General features: G+C 61.2%; 15 protein-coding genes and 1 other annotated feature. Of the genes, 5 read left to right on the top strand and 10 right to left on the bottom strand.

Features of this window, described 5'->3' with window-relative positions:
* Positions 1-23: 23 nt before the first annotated feature.
* Together hisG and hisL are read right to left on the bottom strand one after the other, a co-directional pair.
* Positions 24-923 carry an ATP phosphoribosyltransferase gene (gene hisG / locus SIK97_RS13585; protein ID WP_014230042.1) on the bottom strand — a complete coding sequence of 300 codons (900 nt, stop codon included), beginning with the start codon at positions 921-923 and terminating at the stop codon, positions 24-26.
* A gap of 47 nt (positions 924-970) precedes the next feature.
* Positions 971-1,093: a sequence feature (His leader region), on the bottom strand.
* Positions 1,069-1,119: a his operon leader peptide gene (gene hisL / locus SIK97_RS13580; protein WP_009654477.1), complete on the bottom strand. Its 51-nt coding sequence runs from the start codon at positions 1,117-1,119 to the stop codon at positions 1,069-1,071. Its footprint overlaps the feature before it by 25 nt.
* A 175-nt stretch (positions 1,120-1,294) precedes the next feature.
* On the opposite strand from hisL, the gene SIK97_RS13575 reads away from it, so the two are divergent.
* From SIK97_RS13575 to SIK97_RS13565, 4 genes are all read left to right on the top strand, one after another.
* Positions 1,295-2,119, top strand: a complete 825-nt coding sequence (locus SIK97_RS13575) for an SDR family oxidoreductase (RefSeq protein ID WP_004852412.1) — start codon at positions 1,295-1,297, stop codon at positions 2,117-2,119.
* A 38-nt stretch (positions 2,120-2,157) separates the two neighbouring features.
* A complete protein-coding gene (locus SIK97_RS13570; RefSeq protein ID WP_057173226.1) occupies positions 2,158-3,048 on the top strand; it encodes a LysR family transcriptional regulator in 891 nt (296 codons plus the stop codon).
* 235 nt (positions 3,049-3,283) lie between these two features.
* Positions 3,284-3,346, top strand: a complete 63-nt coding sequence (gene yoeI / locus SIK97_RS29700) for a membrane protein YoeI (protein WP_096335043.1) — start codon at positions 3,284-3,286, stop codon at positions 3,344-3,346.
* The gene (locus tag SIK97_RS13565) at positions 3,336-4,694 is read left to right on the top strand and encodes an APC family permease (protein WP_004103635.1); all 1,359 of its coding nucleotides are present in this window, start codon (positions 3,336-3,338) and stop codon (positions 4,692-4,694) included. Before yoeI ends, SIK97_RS13565 begins: the two co-directional genes overlap by 11 nt.
* Before the next feature lie 89 nt (positions 4,695-4,783).
* Here the strand turns inward: SIK97_RS13565 and SIK97_RS13560 are convergent, their stop codons facing one another.
* The 4 genes from SIK97_RS13560 to nifL form a co-directional block, all read right to left on the bottom strand.
* A complete protein-coding gene (locus SIK97_RS13560) occupies positions 4,784-5,287 on the bottom strand; it encodes a nitrogen fixation protein NifQ (RefSeq protein WP_014230039.1) in 504 nt (167 codons plus the stop codon).
* Complete coding sequence (gene nifB, locus SIK97_RS13555) at positions 5,287-6,693, bottom strand: nitrogenase cofactor biosynthesis protein NifB (protein ID WP_057173237.1); 1,407 nt, start codon at positions 6,691-6,693, stop codon at positions 5,287-5,289. Before nifB ends, SIK97_RS13560 begins: the two co-directional genes overlap by 1 nt.
* A 164-nt stretch (positions 6,694-6,857) precedes the next feature.
* On the bottom strand, positions 6,858-8,432 hold the full coding sequence (nifA, locus tag SIK97_RS13550; protein ID WP_057173225.1) for a nif-specific transcriptional activator NifA: 1,575 nt from the start codon (positions 8,430-8,432) through the stop codon (positions 6,858-6,860).
* Positions 8,429-9,916, bottom strand: a complete 1,488-nt coding sequence (gene nifL, locus SIK97_RS13545) for a nitrogen fixation negative regulator NifL (RefSeq protein WP_014230036.1) — start codon at positions 9,914-9,916, stop codon at positions 8,429-8,431. Before nifL ends, nifA begins: the two co-directional genes overlap by 4 nt.
* Positions 9,917-10,237: 321 nt before the next feature.
* Here nifL and SIK97_RS13540 point away from each other — a divergent pair, with 321 nt between their 5' ends.
* Complete coding sequence (locus tag SIK97_RS13540; RefSeq protein ID WP_025107735.1) at positions 10,238-10,768, top strand: flavodoxin; 531 nt, start codon at positions 10,238-10,240, stop codon at positions 10,766-10,768.
* 22 nt (positions 10,769-10,790) lie between these two features.
* Here SIK97_RS13540 and nifM read toward each other — a convergent pair whose 3' ends face one another.
* Genes nifM through nifV form a run of 4 tightly spaced genes read right to left on the bottom strand, consistent with a single transcriptional unit; the run spans position 10,791 to position 13,433 of the window.
* Positions 10,791-11,591 (bottom strand): nitrogen fixation protein NifM, encoded by an 801-nt coding sequence (gene nifM, locus SIK97_RS13535; RefSeq protein ID WP_057173224.1) that lies wholly within the window; start codon positions 11,589-11,591, stop codon positions 10,791-10,793.
* Positions 11,588-12,034 (bottom strand): nitrogen fixation protein NifZ, encoded by a 447-nt coding sequence (locus tag SIK97_RS13530; protein WP_057173223.1) that lies wholly within the window; start codon positions 12,032-12,034, stop codon positions 11,588-11,590. The genes nifM and SIK97_RS13530 overlap by 4 nt, the downstream gene beginning before the upstream one ends.
* Complete coding sequence (locus SIK97_RS13525; RefSeq protein WP_057173222.1) at positions 12,031-12,291, bottom strand: nitrogenase-stabilizing/protective protein NifW; 261 nt, start codon at positions 12,289-12,291, stop codon at positions 12,031-12,033. The genes SIK97_RS13530 and SIK97_RS13525 overlap by 4 nt, the downstream gene beginning before the upstream one ends.
* The gene (nifV, locus tag SIK97_RS13520; protein ID WP_032693846.1) at positions 12,291-13,433 is read right to left on the bottom strand and encodes a homocitrate synthase; all 1,143 of its coding nucleotides are present in this window, start codon (positions 13,431-13,433) and stop codon (positions 12,291-12,293) included. Before nifV ends, SIK97_RS13525 begins: the two co-directional genes overlap by 1 nt.
* Between the last annotated feature and the right edge of the window lie 8 nt (positions 13,434-13,441).

The raw sequence follows: 13,441 nt of genomic DNA, 5'->3' as shown, positions 1-13,441 counted from the left end.
TATCCCGTGACCGACCCGCCGGTTTACTCCATCATCTTCTCAATCGGCAGGACCAGAATGGAGCTGGCGCCCAGCGCTTTCAGTTTTTCCATGGTTTCCCAGAACAGGGTTTCGCTGCTCACCATGTGCATCGCCACGCGCTGCTTGTCACCCGCCAGCGGCAGAATAGTCGGGCGCTCGGCGCCGGGCAGCAGGGCGACCACTTCTTCCAGGCGCTCGGTCGGCGCGTGCATCATGATGTATTTTGATTCGCGGGCCTGAATCACCCCCTGAATACGGGTCAGCAGGCGGTCGATCAGCTGCTGTTTGCTATCGGCCATCTCGCCGTCGCGCTGGATCAGGCAGGCTTTGGAGCGGAACATCACTTCCACTTCGCGCAGGCCGTTCGCTTCGAGAGTCGCGCCGGTTGATACCAGGTCGCAAATCGCGTCGGCCAGACCGGCGCGCGGAGCCACTTCAACCGAGCCGTTCAGCAGGCAGGATTTGAACGAGATGCCTTTCTGGTCAAGGTAGCGCTTCAGCAGGTGCGGGTAGGAGGTGGCGATGCGTTTGCCGTCCAGCGCTGCCGGGCCGTCCCAGGGTTCATCCGCCGGGGTCGCCAGCGACAGGCGGCAGCCGCCGAAGTCGAGACGGCGCAGGGTGAAGTAGCGCGGGTCTTCGCCCTGAGCGCGGCGGCTCAGCAGCTCTTCCTCCAGCACGTTTTCGCCGATAATCCCCAAATCGACCACGCCGTCCATGATAAGGCCCGGAATATCGTCATCACGCACGCGCAGAATATCGATGGGCATATTTTCCGCCAGCGCGATCAGGCGCTGGGTGTGCAGATTCACTTTGATGCCGCAGCGGCTGAGTAATTCGCGTGAATCTTCGCTTAAACGCCCTGATTTCTGAATAGCTATGCGTAAACGGCTGTTGTCTAACATTCTTATTTTCCTCTGTAACCCTGTCTGAATCTGTCCGAATTCGGTCCAAAAAAAAGCCCCCGGAAGTGAATCTTCCGGGGGCTCTCTTTGCGTTCATGCACCACTGGAAGATCCAAACGTCTTCCAGCACACATCGCCTGAAAGACTAGTCAGGATGATGGTGATGATGGTGGTTTTTAAATTGAACGCTGTTCATAAAATTCTCTGTGAATGACTATGCATTTGATGCCTTTTAACCTAAACCACTTCACTCGCATAAAGCAAGGGCTTTTTTCTATCATTAATTGATTTCATATTGACCTAAGAAATTGTCAGCTGCCGCCGGCTGGCGTAGCCTTAAGTCAGCACAGCGAAAATTCAGGAGCAAGGGGATGAAAAAGGTCGCAATTGTAGGTTTAGGATGGCTGGGTATGCCGCTTGCGCTGTCGTTGATGTCGCGGGGATGGCAGGTGACCGGCAGTAAGACCACGCAGGATGGCGTCGAGGCGGCGCGGATGTGCGGCATCGACGGCTATCCGCTGCGTCTGGAGCCGCAGCTGGTCTGCGACACCGAAGATCTGGATGCCTTAATGAACGTTGACGCGCTGGTCATTACCTTACCGGCGCGGCGAACCGGACCGGGAGAGGACTTTTATCTTCAGGCGGTACAGGAGATCGTCGATACCGCGCTGGCGCATCACGTGCCGCGCATCATATTCACCAGCTCAACGTCGGTTTACGGCAACGCCAGCGGCACGCTGAAAGAGAACTCGCCCCGCAACCCGCAAACCGCCAGCGGGCGGGTGCTGAAAGAGCTGGAGGACTGGCTGCATAACCTTCCCGGCACCTCGGTGGACATTCTGCGCCTCGCCGGTCTGGTGGGGCCGTCCCGTCATCCGGGGCGCTTTTTTGCCGGAAAATCCGCGCCGGACGGCCAGCACGGCGTCAATCTGGTGCATCTTCAGGATGTGATTGCCGCGATCGAACTGTTACTGCAGGCTCCGAAAGGCGGGCGCATCTATAATATATGTGCGCCTAAGCATCCCGCGCGCGGCGTCTTTTATCCGCAGATGGCCCGCGAGCTTGGGCTTCCCGTCCCCGTATTCTCTGATAACCCGGAGAACGGTAGCGGTAAGATCGTAGATGGCAGCCGTATTTGCAACGAACTGGGGTTTGAGTACCAGTACCCCGATCCGCTGGTCATGCCGATGGAGTAATGCGCCAGCGGTGAATCGCGTACCGTAAGGGGGTAGCGATGAAACCACTGCTGGATGTGCTCGTCATTCTTGATGCCCTCGACAAAGAGGGCAGTTTTGCCGCCGCCTCGGCGAAGCTCTATAAAACGCCGTCGGCGCTGAGCTACACCATTCATAAGCTGGAAAGCGATCTCAATATTCAACTGCTTGACCGCAGCGGCCACCGGGCGCGCTTTACCCGTACCGGGCAGATGCTGCTGGAAAAGGGGCGCGACGTGCTGCACACCGCCCGCGAACTGGAAAAGCAGGCCGTCAGGCTGCAGCAGGGCTGGGAAAATGCGCTGATACTCAACGTCGACGCCACCTTTCCGTTCCCGCTGCTGGCTCCCGCGATCGCGGCGTTCTATCACCAGCATCACGCTACCCGCCTTGAATTCCGCCGCGATACCCCGGGCGCAAACTGGCAGATGCTGATGGAAGGGCGGGCGGATCTTCTGCTCGGCGTGCTGGGCGACCCGCCGGCGCTCAGCGGCTGCGGCTCTGTTCTGCTGGGAGAGGTGGCGCAGGCGTTTGTTGTTGCGCCCCGGCATCCGCTTGCGCAGATTGCCGGCCCGCTGGGCTGGCGGACGTTGCGCCGTCATCGGACGATTGTAGCCGACGGCGCGTGGCCGCAGATTGACGCTCAGGATAGCCTGGCGGTATTCGATCTTTCCGCCCGGCTGACGCTGCTGTGCGCCGGACTGGGATGGGGCTATTTGCCGCTATTTCAGGTACAGCCTTTCATCGCCCGCGGCGAGCTACAAATATTAAAAACGACGGTGCCTGAACCGGTCAATCGCGCGTGGATAGGCTGGAATGAAGATATTTGCGGGCAGGCGGGCGAGTGGTGGCGAAAGGAGATATTAGCAAATAGTGCTATCCATCAGGTCTATAATACTAAAATCGTATGAATATTAATCTGTTAGAGAATCGCCGTAATTATTAAGCCTTGTAACATCTTGTCATCGTGCCAGTAGTTGTTGCAAAATACGCGTCCTGAAAATCAGAAACTGGCCGACGCTTTTTTAAAGTGTCGGTTATTTTTTTGGTTGAAAGACACATCATTCAATACCAAGAGGCCGGGCTTCGTACCGGATAGATATTTACTAAAAACCGACAGTGGTTGTCGCTGAGGAATACAAAGAAATGGGGCAATTTTTTGCTTACGCGCTGGCGTTCACCGTAAAAGGGGATAACTATGTCGCATAACGCTACTCCAAAAACCTCTCGCGTGGAATTACGTAAAACGCTTACGTTAATTCCGGTTGTCATGATGGGCCTGGCCTATATGCAGCCGATGACGCTGTTCGATACGTTTGGTATCGTCTCTGGATTGACTGATGGTCACGTTGCGACGGCTTACGCCTTCGCGCTGATCGCCATTCTTTTCACGGCGCTGAGCTACGGTAAACTGGTTCGCCGTTTCCCGTCGGCGGGTTCCGCTTATACCTACGCGCAGAAATCCATTAGCCCGGCCGTTGGCTTTATGGTTGGCTGGTCATCGCTGCTGGACTACCTGTTCATGCCGATGATCAACATTCTGCTGGCCAAAATTTACTTTGAAGCGCTGGTGCCTTCTATTCCTTCGTGGATCTTCGTTGTCGCGCTGGTGGCCTTTATGACCATCTCCAACCTGCGCAGCATCAAGACCGTGGCGAACTTCAATACCCTGATCGTTATCCTGCAGATGGGCATCGTGGCGGTGATTGTTGGCCTGATTATCTACGGCGTTATGCACGGCGAAGGCGCGGGCACGCTGACCAGCACCCGTCCGTTCTGGTCTGAAGGCGCGCACGTGGTGCCGATGATTACCGGCGCGACCATCCTGTGCTTCTCGTTCCTCGGCTTCGACGGTATCTCTTCGCTGTCTGAAGAGACCAAAGACGCAGAGCGCGTGATCCCGAAGGCTATCTTCCTGACCGCGCTGATTGGCGGCCTGATCTTTATCGGCGCTTCCTACTTCCTGCAGCTGTACTTCCCGGATATCTCGCGCTTTAAGGATCCGGACGCATCGCAGCCTGAAATCATGCTGTACGTGGCGGGCAAAACCTTCCAGTGGGGCGTGCTGATTTTCTCCAGCGTCACCGTACTGGCGTCCGGCATGGCCGCGCACGCGGGCGTTTCCCGTCTGATGTACGTGATGGGCCGCGACGGCGTGTTTCCGACGCGCTTCTTCGGCTACGTGCATCCGAAATGGCGGACTCCGGCGTGGAACGTACTGCTGGTCGGCGCGATTGCGCTGCTGGCGATTAAATTCGACCTCGTCACGGCGACGGCGCTGATTAACTTCGGTGCGCTGGTGGCGTTCACCTTCGTTAACCTGTCGGTGATCTCCCAGTTCTGGATCCGTGAAAAGCGCAACAAAACGCTGAAAGACCACTTCAACTATCTGGTTCTGCCGGTGTGCGGCGCGCTGACCGTTGGCGCACTGTGGATCAATCTGGAAGAGAGCTCCATGGTTCTCGGCCTGATCTGGGGCGGTATTGGTCTGGTCTACCTGGCCTGCGTGACCAAAAGCTTCCGCAACCCGGTACCGCAGTACGAAGACGTTGCCTGATCGCGTTTGGTGATGTGAAAAGCCGGAGGGAGACCTCCGGCTTTTTTGTTTCTGGCGTTCCGCAGGCCGGGCAGGAGCCCGGGTAACCGCTACTCAAAACAGGCGCTGCGCTCCCGGCACTCGTCGCAGCTTGGCGACCGGCAGATAACCTCCCCCTGCTGGAGCAAACAGCGCTGACGGTAAAAGAACTTTTTCCAGCGCATATTGTGTTCGTTCATCGCCACCAGCTGCGGAAAGCAGTCGATCATCAGCAGGCGCAGTTCGGCGCGCGACGCCAGACCAAGATCCTGCCAGAGATGGTTAAACGCCAGCGAAACCTCGGCGATAATCTGCGCCATCGGCCCGGCCTCCTGCTGCATCCAGCCCGCCAGCCACGCGCCCAGCTGCTGGCGCTCCTCTTCGCGGGTAGCGTTGAGTTCGCTCATCAGGCGGCGGCGGGTTAGCGCCTCGCCGTCCAGCGGCGTCTCCGCCTCGCCCAGGCGTCGCCGCAGCGCCTGCCAGTCGCGCGGGCTAAGCCCCATGCGCAGCGGAAAGCTGCCTTTCCCCGCGTGGTACAGCAGCCATAAGCGCCGCAGCCAGTCGAGCGGCGGCATCAGGCGACCCCCTTATGCGGCAGCGCGGCAGGCCAGCTCCCCCGGCGCTGCTGCCACCACGCGGGCAGCACTTCGGAGACCGGCCGCCACGCGCCGTCAACGCACGGTTCAATGCCTTCCTGTTCCAGCATTTGCCACGGCGTATGGCCGATACGCACGCAGAATACGGCTTTAACGTCCGCCAGCAGTTCGAGGATCGCCGCGAACCGGGCCGCGTTATCCTGCGGCTCGCACTCTTCGCGCCCCTGACAATATTTAGGCGTAAACCGTTCGTTGACCAGCACCATGCCGGCGGCCGAGAGGCTGTAGATAGAGAACCGGTCGGTGTGGCCAAAGTGGCAATCAATCACGTCCCCGCGGCTTGACGCCACGGCGACCAGGCAGGCGTCATCGGCTTCAGATTCGCCGCGGGTGGCAATGCTGGCGTGCAGCTGCGCGCGCTGGTGGAGGATTGGCAGCCAGGCCGGGAGGCTCTCCGGGGCCGGAAGCTGGGTAAACTGCTGGCTGCGATCTTCGCCAAGCATCCCGATGGCGTCGGCGCGGCACTGGTGGCAGTGGGTCATCTGCGGCATCACTTCTCCGCACCGGCTGCGGGTGGCGGCGAGCGTCTCTGCGTCCGGCTCCGTCTGGCCGTTGAGGCCAAACACCGTGCCGTGCTCCGGCCTGGCGATCAGCGGCATAATATTATGGATAAACGCGCCGCTGGCCCGCAGCGCGCGGCTCACGTCGGCCATGCCGCTATCGTTGATGCCGGGGATCAGCACCGAATTTATTTTCACCAGCACGCCCTGGGCGGTCAGCCTGCGCACGCCCTCCAGCTGACGAGCAATCAGAATCTCTCCCGCTTCGCGTCCGCTGTAGCGCTCGCCGTCCAGCCATAGCCAGGCGTAGATTTGCGCGGCAATCTCCGCGTCGAGGGTATTAATGGTGACCGTGACGTGGTCAACCCCGACGTCCAGCAGGCGGTCCACCGCGTCGAGCAGCATCAGCCCGTTGGTCGACAGGCATAACTTCAGGTCCGGCAGCTGTTCGCGGATCAGCTCCAGGGTACGGAAGGTGCGGGCGATATTGGCGAGCGGATCGCCGGGGCCGGCGATGCCGACCACCGAAAGCTGCGGGATCGCCTGTGCGACCTGACGCACTTTGACGACCGCCTGCTCAGGCGTGAGCAGCGTTGACGATACGCCGGGGCGGGACTCATTGCTGCAATCGAATTTGCGATTACAGTAATTGCACTGCAAATTGCAGGCGGGCGCGACGGGCAGATGCATCCGCGCGAAACGGTGATGCCCATTACGAGAGTAGCAGGGGTGCGCGGCAGCTTTATCGGCCACAAGCGGCGTCAGGGCGCTGTCATCCGCCGGGCGGCAGGCTGGGCCGCCAGAAAAAGAGGAGCAGGAAGTCATGGTCATACCTTCGTGGTTGGGCGATACCTTCCTGCTGCAAATGCTATACCAGAGGGATTTTTTACAACGCTATGAAAAATAAACGCTTTAACTGACGGCCGGCCAGGTAAAATTGTCGTAATTCCGCCGCGCTGGCGACAATGTCCTGAATCTCACATAACGCTTCACAGCCGCGGCATGGTGATATCCATGATCTGAATGCGATACGCCACCTGACGCGGCGTCATCCCGAGCAGCCGCGCCGCTTTGGCCTGCACCCAGCCCGCTTTCTCCAGGGCGGCAATCAGCCGCTGGCGCTCGTCGAGGCTGTTGTCGAGCCAGCCGTCTTCCGTCTGGCCGCCGTTGGGCAGCGCTTTCGGCGGGTTATCGCGATGGTTGAACAGAATCACGTCCCGGTCGATCAGGCCGCTTTCCGACATCACCGCCGAACGTTCGAGACAGTTTTCCAGTTCGCGGACGTTTCCCGGCCAGCTGTACTCCATCAGCAGGCGAATTGCCCCATCGCTGATGCGCAGCGTTCGCCCCTGGCTGTGGGCGATTTTACGTACCAGAAAATGCGCCAGTTCGGCGATATCCTCCTGGCGCTCGCGCAGCGGCGGCAGCGCGATAGGCATTACGTTCAGGCGGTAGTAAAGGTCTTCACGGAAATGCCCCAGCCGCACCTCCTCTTCCAGATGGCGGTTGGTCGCCGCAATAATGCGCACGTTGACGCGCAGGGTTTCATCGCCGCCGACGCGCTCCATCTCTCCTTCTTGCAGAATTCGCAGCAGCTTGGCCTGAAACGAGGCGCTGCTTTCACCGATTTCATCCAGGAATAGGGTGCCGCCGTCCGCCAGCTCAAAGCGGCCTTTCCGCTGGCGCACCGCGCCGGTAAACGCGCCTTTCTCATGGCCGAACAGCTCGCTCTCCAGCAGATTGTCCGGCAGCGCCGCGCAGTTAAATTTGACGAATGCGGCGGCGGCGCGCGGGGAATTATGATGAATGGCGTTGGCGATCAGCTCTTTCCCGGTGCCGCTCTCGCCGCGCACCAGCACCGTGGTATCCCAGCGGGAGACCTGACGGATAATGTCCATAATCTGCCGCATCGCCGGGCTTTTGCCGACCATATTCTCCAGGCCGAAACCGCGCGAAGGGGTACAGGCGCGCGTGCGCTCAACTCGGGGGCTCTGCTGCGGCGGCTGCGCGGCGGAGGTCGGCAGAATCATCAGGCGAATCGTCTGGGCCACCAGATTGGCGACGGTTTCGAGAAAGCGCGTGCAGGCGGGTAGCCGCTCTTCCTGACGCGCCATCGGCTGCGCCGCCAGTACGCCGATGGGCCGGGAATGAGGGCCCATCAGCGGAACGGCGATAAACGGCAGGTCGTAGTCGTACAGGCTCAGACGATCGAGAAAGCGCTGGTCATCGGCGACGCGCGGCAGCACCAGCGACTGGCCCTGCGCCAGCACGGTACCGACCAATCCTTCCCCCGGCCGGTAGCGAATTTGCGTACTGCCGGGCAGCGTCTGGTTTTCCGTTTGCTGTAGCGCTTCGATGCTCAGGATCTCCTGCTGGCTGTCGTACAGGCAAATCATCCCGTGCTGCATAAACGCATCGTTATGTAAAACGCTCAGCACCTCCTGCAGGGTTTTGCTCGCTTCGGTGGCGCGGCTCAGCACCACGCTTATCCGCTGCATGGCGGTAAACTGCTGGGAGAGATCGAAGCGCCTGACGGTGGTGTCCGAATCGGATTTATGGATCATTGCTCACCTCCGGTCAGGGTATCAAAGAGCGGGAATCGCAGAACGAGGCTGGTGCCTCCCTGGGGTCGAGAAGCCAGTTCAATCGCGCCGCGGTGGTAGGCGACCAGCGTTTGGATCAGCCGCAGCTCCATCCCTTTGCCGGGAGAGTTTAAGGCATCGGGTGAGTGGGCGTAGCGCACCTGCAGCAGCGGTACATTGTCGTTGAGATACAGCGAGAGCCAGCCCTCGTCCTCTTCGGCATAAAGCTCGATCTCCAGCGGTACGGAGGGCAGTTCAGCGGCGAGGGCCAGCGTCCGATCGAGCCATAAACTTAAGCAGGCCAGCATCTGGGTACGCTGGCCGAAGCCGACCAGATGCGGCGATGCCATGTCAACCCGCAGCCGCGCGCGGTCGTCAAAGCGGGTGCGGTAGAGGGCGTACAGGTCGTCAAAGAAGGGCTGAAGCGGCCAGACGGCGCTGCTTTCCAGCTCGAGAGAAGGGCGGCAGCGCTGCAGTCGCGCCATGGCCTCTTCGCCTTCGCGCCACGCCGCGTCCAGCGCCACGTTGCCGCTGCCTTCGCCGTTCAGCCGACGGGCCGCCGCCAGCATATTGATCGGGCAATTAAGCTGAATCAGCGCCGCGTCCAGCGACTCGCGAATGGCGGCCAGCAGCTTTCCGGCGGTCATCTGCTGCTTCAGACGGTCGAGACGGCCCTGCTCCTGCTGCTGGCGCTGCTGGGTGCAGTCGGCGATCACCACCAGCGTGCGCGCCGGGGCGCTGTCGACAAAATAGCGGCTGGCTTCTTCGCTTACGCCGGGCAGCGCCCAGCAGGTCACCGACAGCCAGCGGACCGCGCCGCGAACCACCACCGGCAGGATTTGCTCCGCGCCGGGCCCCATTTTGCGCGGTGAAATCTGGAGCTCGACCAGCAGCTCTTTTCCGCCGCAGTCCGCGCAGTACGTTTTGTAGGCGAGATTATCCATCACCACCCGATCCTGCTCATCCACCACGACCACGGCGGCGGGGATGTTGTTGAGCACCGCCTCCATCAGCGTCATATGATTGCGCAGCCGCTGTTCCAGGGTATAGCTGACGCTGATGTCCCGCTGCATCGCCAGATAATGCTCCAGCTCGCCCTGGGGATTCAGCACCGGCGTGATGTCGATATCCACCAGATACAGGCCGCCGTCGCGGCGCTGATTAATCAGCTGGCCGCGCCACGGCTGGCGCTGAAGCAGGGTTTGCCACATCTGCTGGTAGATTTCGCGCGGCGTCTGGCTGCTGGCCAGCAGGCGCGGGTTTTGATTGAGCAGTTGCGCCAGCGAATATCCGCTCTGGCGGCAAAACGCCGGGTTGGCGTAGATAATATTCGCCCGGGCGTCGGTGAGGGAAATGGCTACCGATGCCTGTTCGACCATCGTAAAAAATAGCCCCGGATGTTGTTGAGTCAGCGCACCGGCAATCGCCTCGGGTACGGCGTTATCGAGCATCATATTCAGGGTCATCGCAAACTCCTGTGTCGCAGTTATGACAATTTGTCCGACACCGTGACGAGAACGCCGCGGCGTTTGTCGAATCTCGATAACCATGCAAAGCGTGCGCCCTTATCGGCGAGATAAGCAGAAACATTGATCCGGTAGGGGAAAACCCAGCGCTTTTTTCATTTTAAGCGGCCCGCCGGCCCCGCTGCGGGCGGCGGGCGGGCGCGGAAGCGATCGTTTTGGGGCAGGGGTGAGCCGCGATAGTGCAAAGAAACCTGGCACAGCCTTCGCAATACCTCTGCGAGAACGCGTGTTTTCAATCCCCCTTTCCGACAGGAGCGCAATATGGCGAACATTGGTATTTTCTTTGGCACCGATACCGGTAAAACCCGCAAAATCGCGAAAATGATCCACAAACAGCTGGGCGAGCTGGCGGATGCCCCGGTCAACATTAACCGCACGACGCTGGACGACTTTATGGCCTATCCGGTGCTGCTGCTGGGCACGCCGACGCTCGGCGACGGCCAGCTGCCGGGGCTTGAGGCCGGATGCGAAGGCGAATCATGGAGCGAATTCATCAGCGGCCTCGACGACGCCAGCCTGAGCGGGAAAACCGTGGCTCTGTTCGGCCTCGGCGACCAGAAAGGCTACCCGGACAACTTCGTTAGCGGGATGCGTCCGCTGTACGACGCTCTGCGCGCGCGCGGCGCGCAGATAATCGGCAGCTGGCCAAATGAGGGCTATGAATTCAGCGCCTCTGCGGCGCTGGAGGGCGAACGCTTTATTGGGCTGGTACTGGATCAGGATAACCAGTTCGACCAGACCGAAGCGCGTCTGGCGAGCTGGCTTGAGGAGATTAAACGCGCGGTGCTGTAGGCGTTAACGGGTAGCTGCGAGGCTACCCGCACAGGCCCGGCTGACGGGAAATCGTTTGTTCCAGCCACTGGCGCTGATGGCGCTGCTGGCTCTGCTGCCAAAGATAATCGCGCGCGCTCTCCAGCGCCTGCTGCGGCTCCATGGGCGCGGCGGGACGAATTGCTTCACACCATAAAAGATGCCACCCCAGCTCGCTGGCGATGGGAAGGCTTAGCGCGTTTTCCGCCAGTGAAAACAGCGCGGTCTCAAGCTGGGGATAGAGCAGCCCGCGGCTAATCCAGCCCAGACGGCCCTCTTCCAGGGCGCTTGGGCAGTGGGAATGGCGGCGAGTCAGCGGAGCAAACGCGTCCCGGGAGGCGTTGATTTGCCGATACAGGCCGAGGATCCGCTGGTGTACGGCTTCGCGGTCGCCATCGACCGTCAGCAGCAGGTGGCGGGTCAGACGCTGCTCCGGGCGCATAAACTGCGTCTGGTGGCGCAGGTACCACGCCTGCACCGTGGAGAGATCCGGCTGCGGCGCCTGGCGGGCGATATCGGTAAAGCCGACCTCCAGTCGGGCGTGATGCAGCACGATGGCTGCGCGCTCCGGCGGCGTAAATTCCCCCTCGTCGAGCCAGACGGCAAGGGAGGCGGCGATATTCTCCAGCAGCGCCGCCGGAATATCGCTTTCCGGGACCCGCGCGACGATCGCCTGCTCCATGCGGCACTGACGTTGCCAGGCCTGTTCAAAAGCCGGCGTATCGGCCGGCTCCAGGGCAGTCGGGTCGCTATTCCAGCGGCTGCGCGCCAGCCGCTGCCGGGCAAAACGTTGCCATGCGTTCATTCTTCTCTCTCCTCTATAAGGGTGATGGCCCGCGCCGGAACCCTGAACCAGCGGCCGCTAAAGTCCACGGTGTAGCTGTCGCCGGTCTCTCCGCGATCGGTCGCCTCGATGCGTCCCCGCTGGCCAACGGCCACGACGACATCGCCGTTGACCGCAAGCGCCATCTGGCAGGCGACGTTATCACCATATTGCAAGTTTCCGGCCAGCCACGGCTGGGTGATGGGGATCAGCTCCTGTTCGCGGCAGCCGATGATCCGATCGGTTTCCGGAAAGTGGATCTGGTAGATAATCTGATCCTGCAAAAAAACGCCCCAGTCGCGGACAAAGCCGGTGCTGCCGCGCCTGACCAGCAGCGCGCCGGGGGCGAAGCCCGCCACGGTGCCGTCGTTACGAATCGCGCGTACGACGCGGACCTCTTCGCTAAAGGTGAATTTCGGTCTCATGTTCCGCTCTCCTGAAACTGTTGCTGATAGCTCTCCGCGAGCAGTCGTCGCGCCAGCAGCCAGTGAGCGCGGGGGTTTTCCTCCAGCCGGTTTTGCAGCGGCACCTCGGCGCGCAGTTTGCGGTGAAAGGTTGCCAGCACCGGCAGGCTGCAGCGGCCAAGCAGCTCGGGCTGGTAGGGGACGGCGAAAAACTGGAAAAAGGATTCGGCGGAGCGAAGTTCGTCCACGCCGGGAATTTGATAAAACCACTCCATCATTACCCCCTCGCCCGCAGGGCGGATTCACCGCACAGCTCGTCGTAGATAGCCACCAGCTCATAATCTTTCGGGCTGCGCTTCCAGTTCTCGGCGAAGCGGCGGATGGCGGGCAGCAGCTGGTTAATTTGCGCGGCGTTAAGGTGATAGCCCATCTGGTCAAATACGCCGTTGACCGCCTGACGCCCGGAGTGTTTACCCAGCACCAGCCGGTAGCTGCGGCCCATCAGGGAAGGGGCGATCGACTGATAGCTCTCGCTGTCGCGCAGCAGCGCCGCCACGTGGACCCCTGATTCATGGGTAAACACCAGCTCGCCGACCAGCGGCTGCTGCGGGTCGATGGCGCGCTGGGCGGCTTCGGCGACCCTCTGACAGAGCGCGGGCAGCGCCGGAAAATGCACGCCGGTCTTCACGCCGAGGCAGCGCTCCAGGCCCAGCGCGACGGTTTCCAGCGCCGCGTTGCCCGCCCGTTCGCCGAGGCCGAGGATCGTCGTATTCACGCTGGTGGCCCCGGCGCTTACCGCCGCCAGCGTATTGGCGGTGGCCATACCCAGGTCGTTGTGGGCGTGCATTTCGATTTCCCCGGACCAGACTTCGCGCAGGGCCGAGATTTGCGCCGCGGTGGTGAGGGGGTCGAGCAGGCCGACCGTGTCGGCATAGCGCAGGCGGGCGGCGCCGCACTGCTGCGCGACCTCGGCGATAGCGCGCAGGGCCTGGACGCCGGCGCGCGAGGCGTCCTCGCAGCCGATGCATACCCGCAGACCGAGCGTATGCGCAAGGCGGATAAACATCGCCAGCCGCTCCAGCAGCACCGTCAGCGGCTCGCGCAGTTTGTACTGCCGCAGCTTATCTGAAGCCGGAATCGAAATATCCACCCAGTCAACGCCCAGATCGGCGCTCTGGCGGATTTCCAGAGCGTTCATCCGGCACCAGGTCATCAGCGTCGCGTCGGGCAGCTGGCGACGCACCAGCTGGATCCGCGCGATCTCCTCGTCCCCCATCGCCGGGGTGCCGACCTCCATCGCCGTAATCCCTGCGGCATAAAGCGCCTCGGCAATGGCGACCTTTTCGCTGGTGCGAAAGGCGACGCCGGGGCTCTGTTCGCCGTCGCGCAGGGTGGTATCGTTAATCAGCACGCGTCCCATCAGCCACC

This window comes from Klebsiella sp. JN_Kp126 (assembly GCF_033843325.1).
Classification (GTDB): Bacteria; Pseudomonadota; Gammaproteobacteria; order Enterobacterales; family Enterobacteriaceae; genus Klebsiella; species Klebsiella michiganensis.
This window is presented reverse-complemented; position numbering and strand designations above follow the sequence as displayed.

What these genes read in the sequence shown, in the direction of transcription:
- hisG (WP_014230042.1), bottom strand. Translation starts at nt 923, where the DNA reads ATGTTAGACAACAGCCGTTTACGCATAGCTATTCAGAAATCAGGGCGT.
- SIK97_RS13575 (WP_004852412.1), top strand. Translation starts at nt 1,295, where the DNA reads ATGAAAAAGGTCGCAATTGTAGGTTTAGGATGGCTGGGTATGCCGCTT.
- SIK97_RS13570 (WP_057173226.1), top strand. Translation starts at nt 2,158, where the DNA reads ATGAAACCACTGCTGGATGTGCTCGTCATTCTTGATGCCCTCGACAAA.
- SIK97_RS13565 (WP_004103635.1), top strand. Translation starts at nt 3,336, where the DNA reads ATGTCGCATAACGCTACTCCAAAAACCTCTCGCGTGGAATTACGTAAA.
- SIK97_RS13560 (WP_014230039.1), bottom strand. Translation starts at nt 5,287, where the DNA reads ATGCCGCCGCTCGACTGGCTGCGGCGCTTATGGCTGCTGTACCACGCG.
- nifB (WP_057173237.1), bottom strand. Translation starts at nt 6,693, where the DNA reads ATGACTTCCTGCTCCTCTTTTTCTGGCGGCCCAGCCTGCCGCCCGGCG.
- nifA (WP_057173225.1), bottom strand. Translation starts at nt 8,432, where the DNA reads ATGATCCATAAATCCGATTCGGACACCACCGTCAGGCGCTTCGATCTC.
- nifL (WP_014230036.1), bottom strand. Translation starts at nt 9,916, where the DNA reads ATGACCCTGAATATGATGCTCGATAACGCCGTACCCGAGGCGATTGCC.
- SIK97_RS13540 (WP_025107735.1), top strand. Translation starts at nt 10,238, where the DNA reads ATGGCGAACATTGGTATTTTCTTTGGCACCGATACCGGTAAAACCCGC.
- nifM (WP_057173224.1), bottom strand. Translation starts at nt 11,591, where the DNA reads ATGAACGCATGGCAACGTTTTGCCCGGCAGCGGCTGGCGCGCAGCCGC.
- SIK97_RS13530 (WP_057173223.1), bottom strand. Translation starts at nt 12,034, where the DNA reads ATGAGACCGAAATTCACCTTTAGCGAAGAGGTCCGCGTCGTACGCGCG.
- SIK97_RS13525 (WP_057173222.1), bottom strand. Translation starts at nt 12,291, where the DNA reads ATGATGGAGTGGTTTTATCAAATTCCCGGCGTGGACGAACTTCGCTCC.
- nifV (WP_032693846.1), bottom strand. Translation starts at nt 13,433, where the DNA reads ATGGGACGCGTGCTGATTAACGATACCACCCTGCGCGACGGCGAACAG.